Origin of the sequence: Williamsia sp. (genome assembly GCF_036566845.1) — a bacterium.
Taxonomy (GTDB): domain Bacteria; phylum Actinomycetota; class Actinomycetes; order Mycobacteriales; family Mycobacteriaceae; genus Williamsia.
Map to the genome: position 1 here is coordinate 1 of NZ_DATCVM010000040.1, position 20,324 is coordinate 20,324.

A 20,324-nucleotide genomic window follows, 5' to 3' on the forward strand; every position below is an offset into this window, starting at 1 on the left:
GGCCGCGGAAATCCGTAGCTGATGCCGCAGAAACTTGATGTGCTTCACACCTTGTTTCGCCGCCACCGACCGTTCTCGCAACTCGACCGCGATTCGCACCTTCACCGCTTCATCACGACGGGTCTGGGTTTCGACCGCCTGCGCCAACTCGACGGTCTCTTTGTCGGACAAGTTCGCCAGTGACACCTCAACAAGCCTGCGCGACAACACCTCACGGACAGCAACGACCTCTTCCGCACCAAGAGCCATGCCCTCGATACGGTTGATGAGATCTGCCACCCCCGTGCTCATACAACAGTTCTATCAGTACCCACCGACAAGTCCCTGACCAGCGACTTTCGTCAACGAGCGTTTCGTCAAACGTGGTGCAGGTCAAGCAACTCGGGCGTGTACGTCGTCGACCGTGTTGACAAACCACACATGGCGACCACGGTTGGACTCGCGTACGAACGCAGCCAGCGGCTCACTGCGTCCGACTTCAGTGGAGATGTCGCCGACGATGGCGATCAACACCTTGTACTGCACCATTTTCTGGAGATATTCACCGGCGACGCCCGTGCTGAGGTCCAGGAAGCCCGGAGGCAAGCGGCTGATGGGTATCGCAACCGCCGCCACCTCGTGCCCCCACGTCGCGCCGATGGCGTCCAGAGCCTCCACCGGGTCGCCTGTGTCGTCATAGACCATCAGCTCGTCACCCTTCGTGGTTGGCTGGAATGTGGTCATGTGAAGTTGCCTCCCTCGGTCAGGTCGCGGAGCAGGATCAGGACGTCTGCGGTGTCGCTGATGCTGCCTTGCGCAATCACTTTCAGTGTCCGGCCGTCGGGGCCGGGGGCTGTGGTCAGTCGTAGTGGCTGCCGGCGGTCCCGGCCGCCCACTGCGGCGGTGAGGACGGTGGCGATGCGATCCCAGTCGCCTGGCTCGAGGTTGTCGAGGTCGACGACAACTGTGCTGTGTTCGGTGACGTTCGCGCCGGTGACGTTGGCTTCGCGGAGTGGCTGACGCGCTGTCTGGGCGTCAGTGCTGCCGTCGCCTGTGTTGCCGGCGCCTGCGACAAACGCGGCCAGGTCTGCTCGGGTGATCCGATACTGCTTGCCCACTCGCGCCGCACGCAGACGTCCATCTCGGATGTATGCGCGGATGGTCCGTACATGCAACCCGAGTTCGTCGGCCACCTCTTCGGCGGATAAGAATCTGGCTGTAGGCACAATAAGGAAGTATACGGTCTTATAGGGACATATGTGAATGCTCGCTACATGGAGCGTTGGACAGTTCTTTGATTCGTCCCAGTGGGCGACCGGCCGCGGTTGTGTTGGGTTCAATGGGGCTTCTACCAGCCGATTTTCGATGCGGGTAGTGCCTGAGGTAGTCTCATTCAGCGCCCTTCGCAGGGAGTGCCACGGGCTGTGGCGCAGCTTGGTAGCGCACTTGACTGGGGGTCAAGTGGTCGCAGGTTCAAATCCTGTCAGCCCGACAGAGAAGAGCCTGGTCAGCGAGATGCTGACCAGGCTTTTTCTGTATCTGGGGGAGTTGTGGTCGATTGCGCATCGGGGTTGATGGGCGGCGACCTTCCTGAGACACGTCGTCGTCGACACCCACCCGTTGCTCTGCGAAATGGGCAGGGGTAGCGCGTTTGCGTGATTCCCCTTGCTGCGGTGGATGAGCCATGCTGAACGGGGAGTCTTGCCAGCTTCAGCGTCGACGGGGGTGCTCGCTCAGAAATGGTTGCGTGGAACCGCCCGACGACGATCCAGGGGGACTCGGGGGTTCCACGCTCTGCCGTGGCCGTGACTCCCGAACGGGGGGGTCAAGTGGTCGCGGGTTCACATCCTGACAGCCCGATAGAGATGGTACGAAGGCGGTTTCGGAGAAGTCCGGTGCCGCCTTTTTCGTGCGGGAATCAGCTCCAGATCGCAGTGAACAGCACAGCGTGTCCCAGGATCTGCTCTGCTGCCCGATGTCCCGACTTCAGCGCACCGGTCACCGTCGCGGGGTCGTCGGTCCACGTCGCCTCGCCGGCAATGTGCAACACACCCTCGATCGGTGTGGACAGGACATCGTGATCGAGACGGTCTGAGCCGACCGTCATGTACGAGTAGGAACCGCTTGTGTAGGGATCGTCCTGCCAGCGAGTGACGTGCACTGCGTCTGGTTGAACAACACGGTCGCCGTACAGTCCTCGCAATGCGTCGAGAACAGAGTCGGCGATCTGCGAATCCGGCCATTCCCGCGTTGCTGTGGCGCAGGGGCCGGCCGCGAACGTCAGGAGAGTCGGTGAGCCGCTCAGAGCGGTCATGTCGTACCAGGAATGCCACCACCGACCGGCCTCGCCCTGCTGCCGAATCGCATATACGTCGTCGTCCCAGAATTTTTGCGGAAACCGCAGGACCACCTTCTCGAACGCGTTCATCTCGAGCCGGTCCAGCGCGCCCGAGAGTGGTTCGGGCAGTGGCGGATCGAGAACGAACTCACGTGATTTCAGCACTCCGACAGGAACCGTGACCACAACCCGGTCGGCCGAGAAACGCCCTTGACTGGTCTCTACGGTGACGCCGGTCGGCGACCACTGCACGCGGGTGACAATGTGTTCGAGCCGCACGTCGAGGCCCTCCGCCAGATGTCTGGCGAGCTCGTCGTAGCCGTCGGGGAACACCACTTCGTCGCCCTCTATCGCGTCGTCGTCTAGACCATGAGCGTCGAGGTCGTCCATACACACGCCCAGCTGTTCCTCTGCGCGGTGTTGCAGGAACTCACGGACAGGCATCGAACGGTCCGCATCCCACTTCAGTTGCGCCAACGTGCTTTCCACTGCCTCGCCAAAAGAGGTGTTCGGCTCCGAGGCGGCGATGGTAGCCGCCAGCCGGTCGCTGAAGGAGTGGATGTCCGACGAGAAGCGCTGGGCGGCTTCGTCACCCAACCGCGAGCCGGTGGGGGAGTAGTGGGCGATAGGTCGGCCATCCGGCTGATAGCTGCCGACGGTGAACTCGAGCGTGCGCATACCGAAGGCCTTGACGGCATGGGCAACCGGATTTCCGTCGACTCCGTGGATCCATGACGCGCCGTAGTCGATGACCTCACCGTCGGCGCGTGACGTCCACACGCGCCCTCCGAGGCGGTCTCTGGCCTCCAGGATCGCGACGCGTTGGCCGTCGCCCGTGAGGATCCGCCCGGCGGTCAGTCCGGCGATACCGGCGCCGACGATCAGTGTGTCGAAGTCTGTCAACGGCGTTCCGATCTATTGGCGCGCGAGATCTGTTGGTGCGTGAATGCGAGACTAGCCGCCTGCCGCCTGCCTACTGTCACCTTTGCCGATGGATGGCTCACGATTGCTCCCGCGAGCACCACCACGTCGTACGCCCGCCGACGATGCCGCGTGACATCGGCGCCCCACACCGGGGACACACGGCACCGGTCTTCCGAAACGGGATGATCTCCCCGGTATGGACGCCGCCCTTCTTGGTCGCGGATCGGATGGCACGACGCAGGACCACACGCAGGTTGTCGAGGTCGTCGGTGGTCAGGGTCTTGGCGCGGCGTGCCGGCGAGAGATTGCACTGCCACAGGACCTCGTCGGCGAGCAGGTTCCCGATCCCGGCGATGGCCACCTGCCTCGACCTCGGGAAGTTCCGGCATTCGTCCGGTATACCCCGGAGCGACGAGATCATGTGCGGAAGCCGCGGGTGCTCAGTACGGAACGTGCGGTGAGCGCGACGGCGGGGTCGTCGTCACCGATCAGGTGTGGGAGCGCGAGGTTTGCTGCATGCCCGGGGATCTAGGGGTGGTCGGAGCCCAGGTCGCGCACCAACTCGACAAGTCGCGACACGTCGTCCCAGCTATCCGGATCTGTCCGATCGACCTGGCGAGGTCGCCGCAACAGTCTTCGTCTCGCGCGAGCATTGCTCAGGCGTGGTCGATCAGCTCACCGACCATCGAACCCGGAGTGAAGTCGGGATCGTCCAGGGCGCGCTGGACCTCACGCAACGACATCCCCAGCGACCGCAGACTCTCGACCCGGAAGATTCTGACGATGTCGTCGCGCGAGTATTCGCGGTACCCGGCGGTGCTGCGTCCCGTCGAGCTCACCAGACCGAGAGAGTCGTGGTGCCGGAGCATGCGAGCGCTGATCCCGGTGCACCGCGACAGTTCACCGATCAGCATGGTGGTTGATGAGCATGGTGGTTCCTCGACAACATCAGGAATCGCCACGCGCAGCGTTGCCCGCGTTGATGATTCGCTTCGCGTCGGTCATCAAGATGGGGAACTCGCAATCCGGGTCGAGCCGTAGTCGCTCGGTTGCCTCCGCGTGGGCGCGAACAGCGGGATCGCTACTCGCGGCCGCGGTCTGAATGAGCGGCGTGATCACCTCACCCAGCGTGATCAACGCCCGACTCAGACTGCGCTGGATGTCCCGATCGCCTCTGCCGAGTTCGGTGACCAGTTCACCGGCGAGATCGTCCTTGCTGCCGGCGGGAACCAGTCCAACCAGTGCCCGCCAAGCGGTCCGGGCGACCTGGTCATCGGGGTCGTGCAACAGACTCTTGGGGATCTTCGGCCACAGACCAGGGTCCCCGATCTTCGACAGGGTGTGCAGCGCCTGACTCCGAGCCTGTGCCGTCTCCGAATAGAGCTCGGCGAGGAGTCTCGGTGCGGTGACCTCCTCCGGATGCCTGATCAATGCCCACGTCAACATGTCCCGGACGAAGAAATCGGGCTCGACGGCGCACCGGTTGATCAGCACACCCACCAGTTGAGGGTCGGGATGTGTTCCTGCTGCTGCTAGCGCGGCCTGCAGACGTACGGATGGGTTTGATGCAGTCATCGCACCCACGAGTCGCGGGGACCGGCTGTCCTGCTGTGGCATGTTCATGTCGGGCCACCTCCTCGAGGTCAGTCAAGGCGTTGTCACTGTGTCAAGGTCAAGCGGCACGTGCGGACCAGAGTATTCGGGGTACATCGAGACAGATGCCCTTCGCGACCGGGGCGCGAATCTGGTCGTCGCGCTGCCGCCGTCAATGGTCAGAACAGTGTGGGCGGAGTCGCGCCCTCGAAGTCGAGTAGCCACCGTTTTGTCTGCAGGCCTTGACCGCTCTCACCGCCCGAGTAGCCGCCCAAGCCGTCGGCGGCGACTACCCGGTGGCACGGAATGAGCAGTGGCACAGGGTTGCTGCCCATGATGGTGCCGATGTTTCGTGCGCAGACGCCGGTGCCGCTCCGGACAGCGAGTTCCCCGTAGGCGATTGTGTCCCCTCGTTTCACGGTCCCGGCGAGTGTGTTGAGGACAGTGCGGGCGGCATCGGACATGTCGTGCAGGTCGACTGGCAGATCGAAGTCGGTCAAGGTTCCGTCGAAGTAGGCGCGGAGTTGCGCGAGCCCTTCGGTCAGTAGAGGGTCGTCCGGTGTGTTTCTCGTCGACGGCGAAGTCTTCCGCCACGCCACCCGAACGATCGCCTCGCCGCTACTGGCTACGGTGATCGAGCCGACGGGTGTTGCCAGCGAGCCGGAGGCGATGTCTTCAACCCGCTCATCTTCGTGCGTCACGTAGGCCGAGGGTAGTCCCCGAAATCGACTGTGACCGGACTCCTGCTGTCGCAGATCAGAGTCCGTGCAGGTCTGACCAGTAGGCACTGTTCGCGTTCGTGCGCAGACAATCGAGGAATCCGGGTCCGCCACCTGCGCGAAGGTGCCGATGCCTCCACGAATGAGCATGATGTCGGCAGGTGACCAGCGGAGTAATCTTCTAACGGTGTCGTTCGAAGTGCCGCCTGACGCATACACCCGATTCATGGGCCGTTACTCCGAACCCCTGGGTGCTGTGTTCGCTGACGCCGCCGGGGTTTCCGAGGGGCAACGCGTCCTGGATGTCGGATGCGGACCGGGCGCTCTGACCGGCCATCTGGTGGCGTGCGTCGGCGTCGACCATGTGTGCGCCGTCGATCCGTCGTTGTCGTTTGTCGACGCCACGAGCCGCAGATTCCCGGGAATCGACGTACGCACGGCCGTTGCCGAAGATCTGCCATTCGAGACGGACGTGTTCGATGTGACGCTGGCTCAGTTGGTGGTGCATTTCATGACGGACGCCGATCGAGGCGTGGCCGAGATGGCGCGGGTGACCCGGTCCGGTGGCACAGTCGCGGCCTGCGTCTGGGATCTCGGACCCAACGAACGAGGGCCCATCTCGCTGTTATGGCGGGTGGTTCGTGAACTCGATCCCGACGCGCAGGACGAGTCCCAACTGGCAGGTGTCCGGGAGGACCAGTTGGTGAGACTGTTCGCCGACGCCGGACTCGAGGACATCGAATCCAGCGAACTCACAGTCCGGGTGAGATACGAGAGTTTCGACGAGTGGTGGGAACCCAACACATACGGCATCGGACCGGCTGGGATCTACGTGGCCGGCCTGTCGCCCGAGCGACGCAACGCTCTGCGGGAGCGCTGCGCTGCCGTCCTGCCGGTCGCGCCGTTCGATCTCGAGGCAACCGCCTGGTGTGCGGTGGCCCGGGTCTGATCAACTCGAACGGCATCAACTCGACCGCCATCGGGTGGCCGCATGAGACATCCATGTAGCCGTCGGTTCCGAACAGGAGGTGACACACTTACGCACCGAGCGAACGAGGCATCCATGACCGACGACCTGGTCGTCCTGGCTGATTCCGATGGGCGACCGTGTGGAACCGCCGACCGGGCGACCGTGCACACGACCCACACACCCCTGCACTTCGCCTTTTCCTGCCATCTGGTCAACGAAGGTCGCCTGTTGATGACGCGCCGTGCGTTGAGCAAGCGCACCTGGCCCGGGGTGTGGAGCAATTCGTTCTGTGGACATCCGCGGCCCGGTGAGTCGGTCGAGGACGCGATCCATCGATACGCGCAGCGTGAGTTGGGTATCGATGTCGAGGGACTGCGGTGCGTGCTACCGGACTTCCGTTACCGGGCCGTCGACGCCGGGGGTGTGGTGGAGAACGAGATCTGCCCGGTGTTCGTCGCGAGTCCGGTCGGAACGGTGGATCCGGACCCCGACGAAGTAGCGGAACACGCCTGGTCCGACGTCGCCGATGTGTGGACGGTCGCCGAGCGCACACCGTGGGCGCTGAGCCCATGGTTCGTCGAACAGGTCCGCGCGTTGCCGGGACCGGATCCATACGGCCATCTCGATGTGGGGCCGAAGTCAGTTCGGACAGCGATGCGTGTCGGAGGGGTCCGGTGAGGGCACAAGCGGGCGAACCGAACGCGGGGACCGGTCGATTGGCCCACGCCAAGAGACGAGTGGACAGCATGCAGCCCTATCGGCGCTACGACGCGGCAGCCGACGCCAGTGCGGCCTTGGTAATCCGTTGGTACTCATCCTCTTTCGGTCTCGCGACGCGGTTGCTCGGTGGCCAGGTACGCCAGGATGTGTGCAACATCTATGCACTGGTACGCGTGGCCGATGAGGTCGTGGACGCACCGCGGCCCGGTCAGGACAGTACTGATCGCATGGTTGAACTCGAGAAGCTCGAGCAGGAGACGTACACGGCTTTGGTGACGGGCTCGAGCAGCAACCTCGTTGTGCACGCGTTCGCCCGCACCGCGCGGCGGGTCGGCATCGGAGAAGACCTGGTCGCGCCCTTCTTCGCCTCGATGCGCACAGACCTCTCTCGCACCGACCACGACAGCGCGAGCCTCGCCACCTACATCTACGGGTCAGCCGAGGTCGTTGGCCTGATGTGCCTGCGAGCCTTTCTGGCCGGTGAACCGAACTCCTCACACCGCTACAACGAGCTCGCCCCGGGGGCGCAGCGCCTCGGTGCCGCATTCCAGAAGGTCAACTTCCTGCGGGATTTCGGCGACGACAGCGACGGACTCGGCCGCAGTTATCTCGTCGGACTCCACACCGACGATCACGACAACCTCGACGACCTCGACGAGGTGATCTGGAACCACTGGCTGGATGACATCGAACTGGACCTGGCCGCTGCCGCGGACGTCATTCCCGGGCTTCCGACCGGATGCCGAATGGCTGTGTGTGCGGCCCACGATCTGTTCGCGGAACTGACCCGACGTCTACGGGAGACGTCACCGGTCGAGGCGCGGCACCGACGGGTACGTGTTCCGACGCCGGAGAAAGTCCGCATCGCCGCCTCGGCAGCGCTGCGCCGCGGTCGCCCTCGCGCTGCCGGCAAACCTCGCGCTTTCGCCAAGGGATACAACCACTCGTGAGGGTCGGATCGAAACGAGCCGCACCGAAAAGCGTGCCACCGAGAAGAGTTGTCATCATCGGCGGTGGCGTTGCCGGGTTGGCGACCGCAGCTCTCCTCGCCCACGACGGGCACGACGTCGACCTGGTCGAGAAGAACGATGACCTCGGCGGGCGCGCCGGGTCATGGGCGCACGAGGGGTTCCGCTTCGACACCGGACCGTCCTGGTGGTTGATGCCCGAGGTGTTCGACCACTTCTTCGAACTGCTGGGAACCTCGACAGCCGAACAGGTGAAGCTGGTTCGGCTCGAACCCGGTTACCGCGTCTTCTTCGAGGGTGAGGACGAGCAGATCGACATCTGGGGGGACGAAGAACGCAATCGGACATTGTTCGAAAGTGTTGAGACGGGTGCGGGTTCGGCGTTGACGTCTTACCTCGTCTCTGCCCGCGAGGCGTATGACATCGCCGTCCGACGGTTCCTCTACACCAGTTTCGATTCACCGCGCGCCTACCTCAGTCGTGAGGTGGTGCACCATGCGCGAACCCTCGCGATGCTGCTCACCCGATCACTGGAAGATTTTGTCTCGCAACAGTTCTCCGACCGGCGTCTGCGCCAGGTGCTCGGCTACCCGGCTGTGTTCCTCGGCTCGTCGCCGGAGCGCACGCCGGCGATCTATCACCTGATGAGCTGGCTCGACCTCGACGACGGAGTCCGGTATCCCGATGGCGGATTCACCACGTTTGTCGATGCGTTGTCCCGGCTCGCAACAGAAAACGGGGTACGGGTGCACTCCGGCACGTCGGCCACTGAGATTCTCACCCGCCGTCGTCGCAGTCGCAGTCGTAGCGGAACGGGCATCGGGCGTGAACTCGGGCGTGGGCTGCGCCGCCGGAATGAAGTTACCGGGGTCAGGGTGCGGGACAACGCCGGTGCCGAACGCGTCATCGCCGCCGACATCGTGGTCGGTGCCGCAGACCTGCACCATGTCGAGACGCGGTTGCTGCCGCGAGACCTGCAGACATTCCCCCAGCAATGGTGGGACAAGGCGACGTCGGGGCCCGGTGCGGTGCTTGCCTATCTCGGCGTGCGTGGCAGTGTGCCCGAGCTGGCGCATCATTCGCTGTTCTTCACCGAGGACTGGACTGCCAACTTCGACGCGATCTTCGAGACGCCGACTCACATACCGGATCCGGCGTCCTTGTATGTGTGTCGTCCCTCGGCGACGGATGACTCGGTGGCACCGGACGGGCACGAGAACATCTTCATCCTGGTGCCGGTGCCCGCCGACCCGGGACTGGGGCACGGAGGGATCGACGGCACCGGGGATCCCGACATCGAGAAAGTCGCCGACCGCGCAATCGCGATGGTGGCGCAGTGGGCGCGGATCTCGGACCTCGCGGAACGGATCGTGGTCCGCCGCACCGTTGGCCCGGCCGACTTCGTCGACGACGTCAACTCGTGGTCGGGCGGCGCGCTCGGACCGGCACACACGTTGCGCCAGAGCGCATTTCTTCGCGCCACCAACCGGTCACGCACGGTCGAGGGGCTGTACTACGCGGGATCGAGCACTCGTCCCGGAATCGGCCTACCGATGTGCCTGATCAGTGCCGAACTCATTCGGAAGCGACTGGCGCACGACCGGTCGGTGGGGCCGTCCAGCTGAGTCGTCAGGGCGTCACGATGTGCGCGACACGCATTGTTCGACCAGACCGGTCAACGCGGCCCGGGTGATCTCATCAACCGGAAGCGACTCCACGATCTGCATGGCTTCGGCTGTGAGCTCGCCGATTCTCGCCTCGATGGCCTGGTCGGCACCGGTCGCGATGAGCACGGACCGGAGCGCGTCGAGTTCGGCGTCGTCCACAGTGGGGTTGCCCAGACAATGCATGAGGAGTTCCCTCTGCGCCTGATCGACCCGCGATTCGGCCTCGGCGATCAGCAGTGTGCGTTTTCCTTCGCGGATGTCGTCGTTCACCGGCTTGCCGGTGACCACGGGATCGCCGAATACACCCAGGAGATCGTCGCGGAGTTGAAACGCCGCTCCGGCGGTCACTCCGATCTGGTCGTACAGATCCAGGAGATCATCGTCAGCTCGGGCGATGGTGCCGCCGAGGCGCAGGGGATGGCTGACCGTGTACTTGGCGCTCTTCAATTGCAGGATGAGGTCGGTGCGGGATCGGGAGGTGGTCGCTTCGGTCTGGCTGAGGATGTCGAGATACTGGCCTGCGTAGGCTTCGTCGCGCATCTGCGACCACATCACCCGCACTGCGCGACGTGCGTCGACTGGCAGCGAGTCGGCTGCCGTCATCGCCAATTCATCGGACCACGACATGCACATGTCCCCGACGAGGATCGCCGCGGCCGAACCATGATTGTCGCTGTCGCCGAGCAGACCCCGACGGGCGTGGTCGTCGGCGAACTGCCGATGCACTGCGGGCAGGCCACGGCGGGTGTCGCTGTTGTCCATCACATCGTCGTGGATCAGGGCGGCGAGATGGAAGAGTTCGATTGCCGCGGCCATCTCCGGTACACCTGTCACCAGGTAGCCGCCGGATGCGCCGTACGCGCCCCACATGCAGAACTGTGCGCGGATCCGTTTGCCGCGGGCCAGAGTGTTCATCACCGCATCGGTCAGCGGTCTGACCTCAGGGCTCAGACCGCCGATGAAGCCAGAGTGGTCTGACACGTGGTTTCGCAGGACTTCGCTGACCACCGCATGGATCTTGCGCCCGCGGCTGAGGACCAGATCGTCCACGGCCGGCGCCTCGGTACGTTGCACTATCGACTGCATGCGGCGTTCTCCATGTCCGGACGTCAGCAACAACTGGGGGCACTGAACGGTTCGGAACAGAACGCGGAACGGATGGGTGTAGACCCCGAATACGCCGATGGGCCGCCCCTGATCGATGCATCGATCACGAGCGGCTCATCGGGAACGGCTCATCGGGAACGAGGTCCTCCGCGGCCGGAAGTACCCGGTCGGTCGAACCTGGTGCCTCGAGTTGCTAGGAGCTCAGAGCCTTGGCTTTGAGCTGTTCGAACTCGGCGTCCGTGATGGTTCCTTCGTTGTGCAGCGCCTTGGCGGCCGCGATCTGATCAGTGGCCGAACTTCCGGCCACCTCTCGGATGTACGAATCGGATTGTTCCTTCGCCGCCTTCTGCGCCTGCGCTGTGCGTTCTGCCATCCCGCGACCCCGTGCGATGAGGTAGACGAACAGGGTGATGTACGGGACGACTATGAGGAAGAAGATCCACACACCCTTCACCCAGCCGGATGTGGCGTGATCACGGAACAGATCGGCCAGCACGTAGAACAGGATCATCAGGTACGCCACGAAGGCGAAGATCACGATCGAATACCAGATGAAGTCCCAGAATGAATCCCACATTGATGAACTCTCTTCTCATTGTTGGCAGATCCGACGGATGACAGTTGGCGATCCGGCGGAAGATGCTTCGAAATTGTGCGTCCACCCGGAGTTTGCATCACACACCGACGCTGCGCAGTGTGAATCGTGCTGTTTCACCCTTTTAGGATGATGGCGATCCCACAAGGGATTCGGCGTCCGAGCGTCGGCCCGGCACTGATCAGGTCTGATCAGGTCTGCTCGGCCGGTGGTTTGCTGCTGAGGAAGATGTCGGCCCAGCGCGTCGATGGGTCGATGTCGACGAGGAATGCCTTCGCCATCAGTGTCAGCGGAACCGCGAGTATTGCACCCAGCGGACCGAGTACCCACGTCCAGAACACCAGCGACAGAAACGTCAGCGTGACCGACAGGCCGACGGCGTCACCGACGAACTTGGGCTGGATCACCGATTGGATGACAACGTTGAGGACGCAGTAGATGGCGATGACAGCCAACATCAGCCCGGGGCCGCCTTCGAGCAGCGCGAGCAGTGCAGGCGGTACCAGGCCCAGGACGAATCCGATGTTCGGAATGTAGTTGGTGATGAACGACAGCACGCCCCAGAGCACGGGCAATGGGACGCCGAGAGCCCACAATGCGGCCGTGTCCAGGACTGCGACGATCAAACCGAACACGGTCGTCACGACCAGGTAGCGCCGCGTGCCGGTTGAGAACGAGGACACCGCATACGCGATGTCGGACCGCGACTGTCGGAGGACCTCGAGGCGAGGGGAGTAGGACATTCCGTCGACCGCCATGAACAGCAGCAAGGTGACGAGGAACAGAAGGTTCGTCGCAACCCCCAGGAAGCTCTCGAGCAGGGTCTCGACGAGTCCGAATACCTGTGTCGAATCGACGTCCGTGAGCAGACTGCGGGCTTGATCGGCGTCGATGCCGGCTGAATTGAACACGTCCTTGACGTTGGCGACGAGATCGTCGAACTCGTCGGCGTAGCTGGGCAACATTTCCGCGAGCTGTGACACCGAGATCACCAAAGATGCAACGAGTGCCAGAACGATGGCGTAAACGGCCACCAACGCCACGATGACTGCCGGCACGGGGTGCATACCCTTGCGCCGCAGCCAGTCCGGCAAGGGATGAACTGCCACCGTGAGCATCAATGCGAGCATCACCGGGGCGACGATTTCGGCAAACGACTTGAGCCCGGCCACCGTGATGACCAGGGCAGCCAAACTCAGCAACACGATCAATCCGCGGGGCAGCAACCACGCGGGGGCTTGACCGACATTGTCTTCGGTGTTGCGTGGCATTGGCGGCGACTTCCCCTCGAATGGACAGCGCAAACCTATAACAAGACGACGTCCGGATGGAGAGTTGGCCGACGAAACGCCGCTGTCCCGTCGGCGTATCTAGTAGCGCTGAGAACAGTCCTGCGGAATTGCCGTGCGAATCGTTGCCGTCGGGAGTTGTCGCCCGCATTCGACAACATCGGTACAATTGCGCAAGTATGCACTTATAGTCCGGTGGCCGGGTCGAGGTGGGCGAGTGTTCGAAGTGTTGGCAGCGCGGACTTTTCGCAAACTGTTCGCCGCGCAGGTTGTTGCGTTGCTGGGCACCGGTCTGCTGACTGTCGCCCTTGCTTTGCTGGCCTACGACGTGTCCGGGAGCGATGCCGGTGCCGTGCTGGGGACGGCTCTGGCGATCAAGATGGTCGCCTACGTCATCGGTGCGCCGGTGATGTCCGCCGTGGCGGTCAACGTTCCTCGCCGGGCGCTGCTGGTGTGCGCTGACGGCGTGCGGGCGGCGATCGCGATATTGCTGCCGTTTGTTGATCAGGCATGGCAACTCTATGTGCTGATCTTCGTTCTGCAGGCGGCATCGGCGACGTTCACGCCGACGTTCCAATCGATCATTCCGTCGGTGCTACCTGACGAGCGCGATTACACGCGGGCGTTGTCGTTGTCGCGGTTGGCCTATGACCTGGAATCGCTGGCGAGCCCGGTGATCGCGGCCCTGCTGTTGACGGTGATCACGTACAACTCGCTGTTCGTGGGCACGGCACTGGGCTTTGTTGTGTCGGCCGCGTTGGTGGTCACCACGACTCTGCCGCTCGCGCAGTCGCTCGAACCGTCGGGATCGCTGGTGTCCAGGATCGAGCTCGGATCTCGAATCATGCTGACGGATCCGGTTTTACGTGCATTGCTGGCGCTGAACACGGCAGTGGCCGCCGCGTCGGCGGTGGTGTTGGTGAACACCGTTGTCTACGTGCACGGGCTCCTCGGTGGTTCCAGCGCGGCAGTCGCGCTGGCGTTGGCCTTCTTCGGTGCGGGATCGATGGCGGCCGCCGTGTGCGTACCGGGGCTGTTGGATACGTACACGGAGCGACGGCTGATGGTCTGCGGGGCGTCGATCCTCCCTTTCGGTTTGGGAGTGACTGTGGCGCTGTTGATCTCTTCACCGGGCGCGGCGCTCGGGTGGGTGATCATCTGCGTGGCGTGGGTGATTCTCGGCGTCGGTACTTCGCTGGTGAACACCCCGTCGGCCCGATTGATTCGAGCGGGTTCGACGCAGCGGAACCGGTCGCAGGTCTTCGCGGCCCAGTTCTCGTTGTCGCACCTGTGCTTTCTGGTGACCTATCTGATCGCGGGCTGGGTTGGAGTGCAGCTGAGCCAGGTTGTCGCGGCGGCTTTGCTGACCGTGCTCGCTACACTTGCCACCACTGCCGCCGCGCTGATGTGGCCGGCGGCGGCAAGCCGGAAACGGGAGCGAGAACCTGTGCCACGCACCTAGCGGCGCAGCGCGAAAGGGCGGTGACTGCGATGGCAGAGAAATCATCGGCAGCACACGACGTTCCGGCGAGCCTGGCGCACCCCGTCGCTCCGGACCAGGCCCGACTCGACGCGGCGACCAGTACCTTTCGGATGCTCTCAGACCCGACCCGCCTGCACATCCTGTGGCTGCTGACCCACGGCGAGGCTGACGTCACGGCTCTCATCGAGTCCTCGGGAGCGTCGCGTACGGCGGTCAGCCAGCACCTGGCGAAACTCAGGTTCACCGGATTGGTCGACACTCGTAAGGACGGCCGCCGCGTCATCTACCGGATCCGCGATGGTCACCTCGCCCGCCTCGTCGGTGAAGGGATCAACCACGCCGACCACGTTGTCACCGGCGAACCCTCGCACGAATAGCGAGCGACCGATCGGTCTCGACCCGAGGGCGAGCGCGTGGCACGATTGGTCGCGTGACCAGCGCGCCGACCCACACGCAGAAGCTGACCGACCTCGCGTTGCTGCGCCGTGTTCGCGACCGGATCGACCGTGAACATGCACAGCCGTTGAATGTGGAAGAACTCGCACGTGGAGTCAACATGTCTGCTGGTCATCTGAGCCGCGAGTTCAAGCGGGCGTACGGCGAATCGCCGTACTCGTACTTGATGACCCGGCGGATCGAGCGTGCGATGGCGTTGCTACGGCGCGGAGACATGAGCGTCACAGATGTGTGCTTCGAGGTCGGGTGTTCGTCGCTCGGCACCTTCAGCACGCGTTTCACGGAACTGGTCGGAGTGCCGCCGAGTGTCTATCGGCGCGATGCGGCAACCGCGATCGCAGGTGTGCCGTCGTGTGTGGAGAAAGCGGTCACCAGACCGATCAGGAATCGAGAAGCACCCATCGCCGACCCGCAGCTAGCGTGAATGCCATGGACATCACAATTCATTCGAGCTTTCTCCCGCACAACGACGCGGAGGCCGCCCTGGCCTTCTACCGTGACACCCTCGGCTTCGAGGTACGCAACGACGTCGGGTACAACGGCCTGCGCTGGCTCACTGTCGGCCCGGTCGGTCAGCCTGCGGTGAACATCGTCCTGGCGCCGCCCGGCGCCGATCCCGGAACGACCGACGAAGAGCGGCGCACCATCGAAGAGATGATGGCCAAGGGCACGTACGCGAGTGTGTTGCTGGCGACCACGGATCTCGATGCCACCTTCGAGAAGGTCCAGGCCGGCGGCACCGAGATCGTCCAAGAGCCGACCGAACAACCGTACGGAGTACGTGACTGCGCGTTGCGTGATCCGTCGGGCAACATGGTGCGGATCCAAGAACTGCGCTGAGCCTCCGGTGCCGGCCGCCGCGCTCAGCCGACCGCGGCCGGCATCGGGACCTGAACGTCGGCCCCACCTTCCTCGGTGATGCGTGCGCCGATCTGGGTGAACGTCGGGGCGTCGATGAAACCACCCGCGAACAGCGCCTGTCCCTGCCGGAACTCCGGGGACTCCGCCAGCATGTGCTCGGGTACGAATCCGAAGACGTCGGCGAGCTCCGCGAGGTCTCGGGGAGCGTTCATGCGCATCAGGCACAGGTTGTCGCACTGGGACAGCACGTTCGGGTGGATCTTCGTCGGCCGCTGCGTCGAAAGCAGTAGCCAAAGACCGAACTTGCGTCCCTCCGCGGCGATCTGGACGATCTGATCGATCAGCGCCTTCTCGACGGCCGACGTGGCGACAGGCGGACAGATGTTGTGCGCTTCGTCGATGACGATCAGGACCGGTCGGCGTTCTTCGCGCCGTGCCCACAGCTGCTCGAGAACACTGAGCGCCGCGACTTTCGGCTCCGCGGAATGGGGGAAACCACCGAGGTCGAGGACTGTTGCGCGAGGCCGCGAAGCGACGATCTCGGTGACCGGAAGGGCACCTCGGGACCACAGATCCCAGTCGAGGACCTCCAGATTCTCGATCCGGGTTGCGAGTCGTCGCTTGCCGGGATCATCGGAGTCACGCAACAACGAGAGGAAGGTCTGTTCGTCGAAACCCCCTGCGGCATTCGCGGAGGCATGCAGAAGAACGTTGTACTCGTCGGCATGTGCGATCGGATCGATCTGCAGGACAGCCGCTTTGGCCGACAACGACAGTTCCAGGAATCGTGTTCGAAGCTGCTCGCCATCGGGGTTGATGGAGTGCAGGACCCGAATGTCGGAGTCCGCGATCTTGCGTGCGAGTTCCGGGTCCGACCCGTCGCGGATGTCTCGCAGACGTGTGAAATCTGCGTTGGGGTCGAGGATGAGAAGTGGCAACTCGGTGTGGAGGATCAGTTGCTCGAGAATCACTCCGAGGGCGTAGGTCTTACCCGAGCCGCTCTGGCCACACCAGAATGTGTGGCGATTGAACTTCGCGGCCGAGATAGTCACCTCGACATCGGGGTTGTCCTTGTCGGTTCCGACCTTCATGGTCACCATCGGTTGTGCCCTTTCTCAAAATTGTGCGGCATCACCATATGCTGCAGGTTGATGCCGCTGATTGCCGACTCACGACTTCCATTGGTCGACCGGGCGGCGCCACGGCGAAATACTGTTCGCCCGGGCTGTCGTCGGGCAACATGGTCCGTATCCCGCAACGCGCCATCCCCACATGGCGACCGAAAAGTTGAAACGCCGCCCGCCCGGAGAGATGGAGACTTGAACGACAATGGCCACCAGGACGCAGACGGAAGCACCGGAATTGCACATCGCGGACAGTCACGACCTGATCCGCGTGCAGGGTGCCCGGGTCAACAACCTGAAAGACATCAGCGTCGAGATCCCGAAACGCCGGCTGACGGTGTTCACCGGCGTGTCCGGGTCGGGCAAGAGTTCGTTGGTGTTCAGCACCATCGCCGCAGAGTCGCAGCGGATGATCAACGAAACCTACAGTGCATTCGTTCAAGGCTTCATGCCGACACTCGCGCGGCCGGAGGTCGACGTCCTCGACGGGCTGACCACCGCGATCATCGTCGACCAGCAACGAATGGGCGCGGACCCGCGCTCGACGGTCGGTACCGCCACCGACGCCAACGCGATGCTTCGTATCCTGTTCAGCCGAATCGGTAAGCCGCACATCGGTTCACCTCAGGCGTTCTCGTTCAATGTCGCCTCGATCTCCGGCGCGGGTGCGGTCACCATCGAACGTGGTGGCCGGGAGACGAAAGAGAGGCGGAGTTTTTCGATCACCGGCGGTATGTGTCCACGGTGTGAGGGCCGTGGATCGGTGTCTGACATCGACCTCACCGCGCTATACGACGAGACGAAGTCACTCAATGAGAGTGCCATCACCATCCCGGGCTACAGCATGGATGGCTGGTACGGCCGAATCTACCGCGGCTGTGGCTATTTCGACCCGGACAAGCCGATCAGCAAGTTCACCAAGAAGCAGCTGAATGACCTGCTCTACAAAGAACCGACCAAGATCAAGGTCGACGGGATCAACCTGACCTACGCCGGACTCGTACCGCAGATCCAGAAGTCGTTTCTGTCCAAGGATGTTGATGCGCTACAGCCACACATCCGGGCGTTCGTGGAGAGGGCGGTCACCTTCGATACCTGTCCTGACTGCGGCGGTACCCGCCTCAACGAGGGTGCGCGGTCGTCGAAGATCAACAAGATCAACATCGCTGACGCCTGCGGCATGCAGATCAGCGACCTCGCCGAGTGGGTGCGTGGACTCGATGAGCCGTCGGTTGCACCGCTGCTGAAGACACTGCAGCGGACGCTCGACTCGTTTGTCGAGATCGGACTGGGATACCTCTCCCTCAACCGTCCATCGGGCACCCTGTCTGGTGGTGAAGCCCAGCGCACCAAGATGATCCGCCATCTGGGTTCGTCTCTCACCGACGTCACCTACGTGTTCGACGAACCGTCGATCGGCTTGCATCCCCACGACATCGAACGGATGAACTCCCTGCTGCTGCGTCTGCGGGACAAGGGCAACACCGTGCTGGTGGTCGAGCACAAGCCGGAGACCATCTTCATCGGTGACCACGTGATCGACCTCGGTCCGCGCGCGGGCAGCGAAGGCGGTCAGGTGATGTACGAGGGCACGGTGGAAGGGCTGCGGGCCAGCGACACGATCACCGGCCATCACCTCGACGACCGCGCCTCTCTCAAGACCGAGGTGCGCACGGGCTCCGGCGTATTGGAGGTGCGCGGCGCCAACACCCACAATTTGCGTGATGTCGATGTCGACATACCGCTGGGTGTGCTGGTTGTTGTCACCGGCGTGGCCGGTTCGGGGAAGAGCTCACTGATCCATGGTTCTGTCGCAGACCAGGAGGGCGTCGTCACGGTCGACCAGACCGAGATCCGCGGATCCCGGCGCAGCAACCCGGCGACCTACACGGGACTGCTCGACCCCATCCGCAAGGCCTTTGCCAAGGCCAACAACGTGAAACCGGCTCTCTTCAGCGCCAACTCGGAAGGCGCCTGCCCCAACTGCAAGGGAGCCGGCGTCATCTACTCCGATCTGGCGATGATGGCCGGCGTGGCCACTCCCTGCGAGGAATGCGAGGGCAAGCGTTTCCAAGCTGCCGTACTCGATTACCACCTCGGGGGCCGCGACATCAGTGAGGTACTGGCGATGTCGGTCGCAGAAGCCGAGGACTTCTTCAGCGCGGGTGAGTCGAAAATACCTGCCGCGCACAAGATCTTGGAACGGTTGGTGGATGTGGGACTCGGGTACATCAAACTCGGGCAGCCGCTGCCGACACTGTCGGGTGGCGAACGCCAGCGGCTCAAGCTGGCCACCCAGATGGCCGGGAAAGGCGGTGTCTACGTGCTCGACGAGCCGACAACCGGTCTGCACCTCGCCGATGTCGAGAACTTGCTCGGTCTGCTCGATCGTCTGGTCGATTCCGGAAAATCGGTGATCGTCATCGAACACCATCAGGCGGTGATGGCCCACGCCGATTGGATCATCGACCTCGGTCCCGGTGCCGGTCACGACGGCGGCACGATCGTCTTCGAGGGCTCACCCGCCGATCTCATCGCGGATGGGTCGACGCTGACGGGGCAGCATCTCGCGGCCTACGTGGAGAGCTGAACTGCCCCGCGCGCGGTGGTCCCACCGGCGGCCGCACCCGGCTCCGGGGTTGTCGGCGGCAGCTGACACGCGCGGGTGCGAGTCTAGGGTTGAGGGGTGTGGCAACGTCGGCCCTGTGTGCCGGCGTTGTCCGAGCACCGTCTCATCCAGGGAGTTTCTGAAGTGAACAACGACGTGTCAGGTGATCGTGTCCCCAGCAAGTGGGAAGAGATCACCGCCGCCGATCCGACCCATTCGGAGCGCTACGCGCAGCGTTTCCGGTCGATGGCGGCAAGTGGGCACGACATCGTCGGCGAAGCGCGGTTGATCGACGCTATGGTCGGCCGCGGCTCTCGCGTCCTGGATGCCGGATGCGGACCTGGCCGTCTCGGTGGACACCTGCACACCACAGGACATGAGGTGGTCGGGGTCGATGTCGATCCGGTGTTGATCGCCGCGGCGGAGCAGGACTATCCGGGCCCGACGTGGATTGTCGGTGATCTGGCCGAACTCGACCTGCCGGTCCAGGGAATCGCTGCCGGATTCGACGTTGTCGTGTGTGCGGGCAACGTCGTCACGTTCGTGGCTCCCTCGACCCGGCGTGCGGTGCTGGCGGGTTTCGCCAGGCATCTGGCCCCGAATGGCCGGGTTGTCATCGGTTTCGGAGCCGGTCGCGAATACGAGTTCTCGGATTTCTTCGTCGATGCCGAGGCGAGTGGGCTCGTGGTCGACCTGAAGCTGTCCACCTGGGACCTGCGGCCGTTCACCAGCGAGTCCGATTTCCTGGTAGCGGTGTTCTCGAAGGCGGAGTAGCGGATCCGATGTGGCTGGAGAGATGAGGCTGGAGATCTGTCCGGCGTTCACCACTGTCCGGCGTTCAGGACAGAGTCAGGTACGGGGTGTGACACTCTCTGGGCTGACCGTGTTGTTCGGCAGTTGGCCCTGATCTGATGGGGGCTACC

General features: G+C 63.5%; 21 protein-coding genes, 1 tRNA gene and 1 pseudogene. 11 read left to right on the forward strand and 12 right to left on the reverse strand.

The genetic code is table 11. The features are described from left to right. The 3 genes and pseudogenes from VIQ49_RS03370 to VIQ49_RS03380 all read right to left on the reverse strand — a co-directional run. A pseudogene (locus tag VIQ49_RS03370) lies at positions 1 to 291 on the reverse strand (HNH endonuclease); the annotation flags it as partial. Between the two features lie 81 nt (positions 292 to 372). Continuing rightward, on the reverse strand, positions 373 to 723 hold the full coding sequence (locus tag VIQ49_RS03375) for a DUF4180 domain-containing protein (RefSeq protein WP_331880752.1): 351 nt from the start codon (positions 721 to 723) through the stop codon (positions 373 to 375). Further along, a complete protein-coding gene (locus tag VIQ49_RS03380) occupies positions 720 to 1,205 on the reverse strand; it encodes a helix-turn-helix domain-containing protein (RefSeq protein ID WP_331880755.1) in 486 nt (161 codons plus the stop codon). Before VIQ49_RS03380 ends, VIQ49_RS03375 begins: the two co-directional genes overlap by 4 nt. Before the next feature lie 192 nt (positions 1,206 to 1,397). On the opposite strand from VIQ49_RS03380, the gene VIQ49_RS03385 reads away from it, so the two are divergent. After that, a tRNA-Pro gene (locus VIQ49_RS03385) sits at positions 1,398 to 1,471 on the forward strand. Between the two features lie 426 nt (positions 1,472 to 1,897). Here the strand turns inward: VIQ49_RS03385 and VIQ49_RS03390 are convergent. The 5 genes from VIQ49_RS03390 to VIQ49_RS03410 form a co-directional block, all read right to left on the reverse strand. Next, the gene (locus tag VIQ49_RS03390) at positions 1,898 to 3,220 is read right to left on the reverse strand and encodes an NAD(P)/FAD-dependent oxidoreductase (RefSeq protein WP_331880758.1); all 1,323 of its coding nucleotides are present in this window, start codon (positions 3,218 to 3,220) and stop codon (positions 1,898 to 1,900) included. 97 nt (positions 3,221 to 3,317) lie between these two features. Beyond that, on the reverse strand, positions 3,318 to 3,602 hold the full coding sequence (locus VIQ49_RS03395) for a hypothetical protein (protein WP_331880761.1): 285 nt from the start codon (positions 3,600 to 3,602) through the stop codon (positions 3,318 to 3,320). Between the two features lie 295 nt (positions 3,603 to 3,897). Continuing rightward, complete coding sequence (locus VIQ49_RS03400; RefSeq protein WP_331880764.1) at positions 3,898 to 4,203, reverse strand: MerR family transcriptional regulator; 306 nt, start codon at positions 4,201 to 4,203, stop codon at positions 3,898 to 3,900. Next, positions 4,190 to 4,864: a HEAT repeat domain-containing protein gene (locus VIQ49_RS03405; protein WP_414731563.1), complete on the reverse strand. Its 675-nt coding sequence runs from the start codon at positions 4,862 to 4,864 to the stop codon at positions 4,190 to 4,192. Before VIQ49_RS03405 ends, VIQ49_RS03400 begins: the two co-directional genes overlap by 14 nt. A 149-nt stretch (positions 4,865 to 5,013) precedes the next feature. After that, positions 5,014 to 5,535 carry a methylated-DNA--[protein]-cysteine S-methyltransferase gene (locus VIQ49_RS03410; RefSeq protein ID WP_331880770.1) on the reverse strand — a complete coding sequence of 174 codons (522 nt, stop codon included), beginning with the start codon at positions 5,533 to 5,535 and terminating at the stop codon, positions 5,014 to 5,016. A gap of 205 nt (positions 5,536 to 5,740) precedes the next feature. Here VIQ49_RS03410 and VIQ49_RS03415 point away from each other — a divergent pair, with 205 nt between their 5' ends. The 4 genes from VIQ49_RS03415 (at position 5,741) to crtI (ending at position 9,836) form a co-directional block, all read left to right on the forward strand. Continuing rightward, positions 5,741 to 6,502 carry a class I SAM-dependent methyltransferase gene (locus VIQ49_RS03415; RefSeq protein WP_331880773.1) on the forward strand — a complete coding sequence of 254 codons (762 nt, stop codon included), beginning with the start codon at positions 5,741 to 5,743 and terminating at the stop codon, positions 6,500 to 6,502. 114 nt (positions 6,503 to 6,616) lie between these two features. Next, entirely contained in the window at positions 6,617 to 7,201 is a 585-nt protein-coding gene (idi, locus tag VIQ49_RS03420) for an isopentenyl-diphosphate Delta-isomerase (protein WP_331880776.1), read from the forward strand. Between the two features lie 68 nt (positions 7,202 to 7,269). Next, positions 7,270 to 8,193, forward strand: coding sequence for a phytoene/squalene synthase family protein (locus tag VIQ49_RS03425; RefSeq protein WP_331880779.1), 924 nt, complete (start codon positions 7,270 to 7,272; stop codon positions 8,191 to 8,193). Beyond that, positions 8,190 to 9,836 carry a phytoene desaturase family protein gene (gene crtI / locus VIQ49_RS03430; protein ID WP_331880781.1) on the forward strand — a complete coding sequence of 549 codons (1,647 nt, stop codon included), beginning with the start codon at positions 8,190 to 8,192 and terminating at the stop codon, positions 9,834 to 9,836. Before VIQ49_RS03425 ends, crtI begins: the two co-directional genes overlap by 4 nt. Before the next feature lie 12 nt (positions 9,837 to 9,848). On the opposite strand, the gene VIQ49_RS03435 is transcribed toward crtI, so the two are convergent. From VIQ49_RS03435 to VIQ49_RS03445, 3 genes are all read right to left on the reverse strand, one after another. Continuing rightward, the gene (locus tag VIQ49_RS03435; RefSeq protein ID WP_331880782.1) at positions 9,849 to 10,964 is read right to left on the reverse strand and encodes a polyprenyl synthetase family protein; all 1,116 of its coding nucleotides are present in this window, start codon (positions 10,962 to 10,964) and stop codon (positions 9,849 to 9,851) included. Positions 10,965 to 11,178: 214 nt separating this feature from the next. Further along, a complete protein-coding gene (locus tag VIQ49_RS03440; RefSeq protein ID WP_331880783.1) occupies positions 11,179 to 11,562 on the reverse strand; it encodes an SHOCT domain-containing protein in 384 nt (127 codons plus the stop codon). Positions 11,563 to 11,771: 209 nt separating this feature from the next. After that, complete coding sequence (locus VIQ49_RS03445; protein WP_331880785.1) at positions 11,772 to 12,851, reverse strand: AI-2E family transporter; 1,080 nt, start codon at positions 12,849 to 12,851, stop codon at positions 11,772 to 11,774. Positions 12,852 to 13,086: 235 nt separating this feature from the next. Between VIQ49_RS03445 and VIQ49_RS03450 the strand changes: the two genes are divergently transcribed. The 4 genes from VIQ49_RS03450 to VIQ49_RS03465 are packed head-to-tail and all read left to right on the forward strand — an operon-like array spanning position 13,087 to position 15,648. Continuing rightward, entirely contained in the window at positions 13,087 to 14,331 is a 1,245-nt protein-coding gene (locus VIQ49_RS03450) for an MFS transporter (protein ID WP_331880787.1), read from the forward strand. Between the two features lie 29 nt (positions 14,332 to 14,360). After that, entirely contained in the window at positions 14,361 to 14,729 is a 369-nt protein-coding gene (locus tag VIQ49_RS03455; protein ID WP_331880789.1) for a metalloregulator ArsR/SmtB family transcription factor, read from the forward strand. A gap of 53 nt (positions 14,730 to 14,782) precedes the next feature. Continuing rightward, positions 14,783 to 15,232, forward strand: a complete 450-nt coding sequence (locus VIQ49_RS03460) for a helix-turn-helix transcriptional regulator (RefSeq protein ID WP_331880790.1) — start codon at positions 14,783 to 14,785, stop codon at positions 15,230 to 15,232. Positions 15,233 to 15,237: 5 nt separating this feature from the next. Continuing rightward, positions 15,238 to 15,648: a VOC family protein gene (locus VIQ49_RS03465; protein ID WP_331880791.1), complete on the forward strand. Its 411-nt coding sequence runs from the start codon at positions 15,238 to 15,240 to the stop codon at positions 15,646 to 15,648. A gap of 23 nt (positions 15,649 to 15,671) precedes the next feature. Here the strand turns inward: VIQ49_RS03465 and VIQ49_RS03470 are convergent, their stop codons facing one another. Beyond that, positions 15,672 to 16,769 carry an ATP-binding protein gene (locus VIQ49_RS03470; protein WP_331880792.1) on the reverse strand — a complete coding sequence of 366 codons (1,098 nt, stop codon included), beginning with the start codon at positions 16,767 to 16,769 and terminating at the stop codon, positions 15,672 to 15,674. Between the two features lie 229 nt (positions 16,770 to 16,998). Here VIQ49_RS03470 and VIQ49_RS03475 point away from each other — a divergent pair, with 229 nt between their 5' ends. Next, positions 16,999 to 19,383: an excinuclease ABC subunit UvrA gene (locus VIQ49_RS03475; protein WP_331880793.1), complete on the forward strand. Its 2,385-nt coding sequence runs from the start codon at positions 16,999 to 17,001 to the stop codon at positions 19,381 to 19,383. 162 nt (positions 19,384 to 19,545) lie between these two features. Beyond that, positions 19,546 to 20,175: a class I SAM-dependent methyltransferase gene (locus tag VIQ49_RS03480; protein ID WP_331880794.1), complete on the forward strand. Its 630-nt coding sequence runs from the start codon at positions 19,546 to 19,548 to the stop codon at positions 20,173 to 20,175. Positions 20,176 to 20,324: the final 149 nt, after the last annotated feature.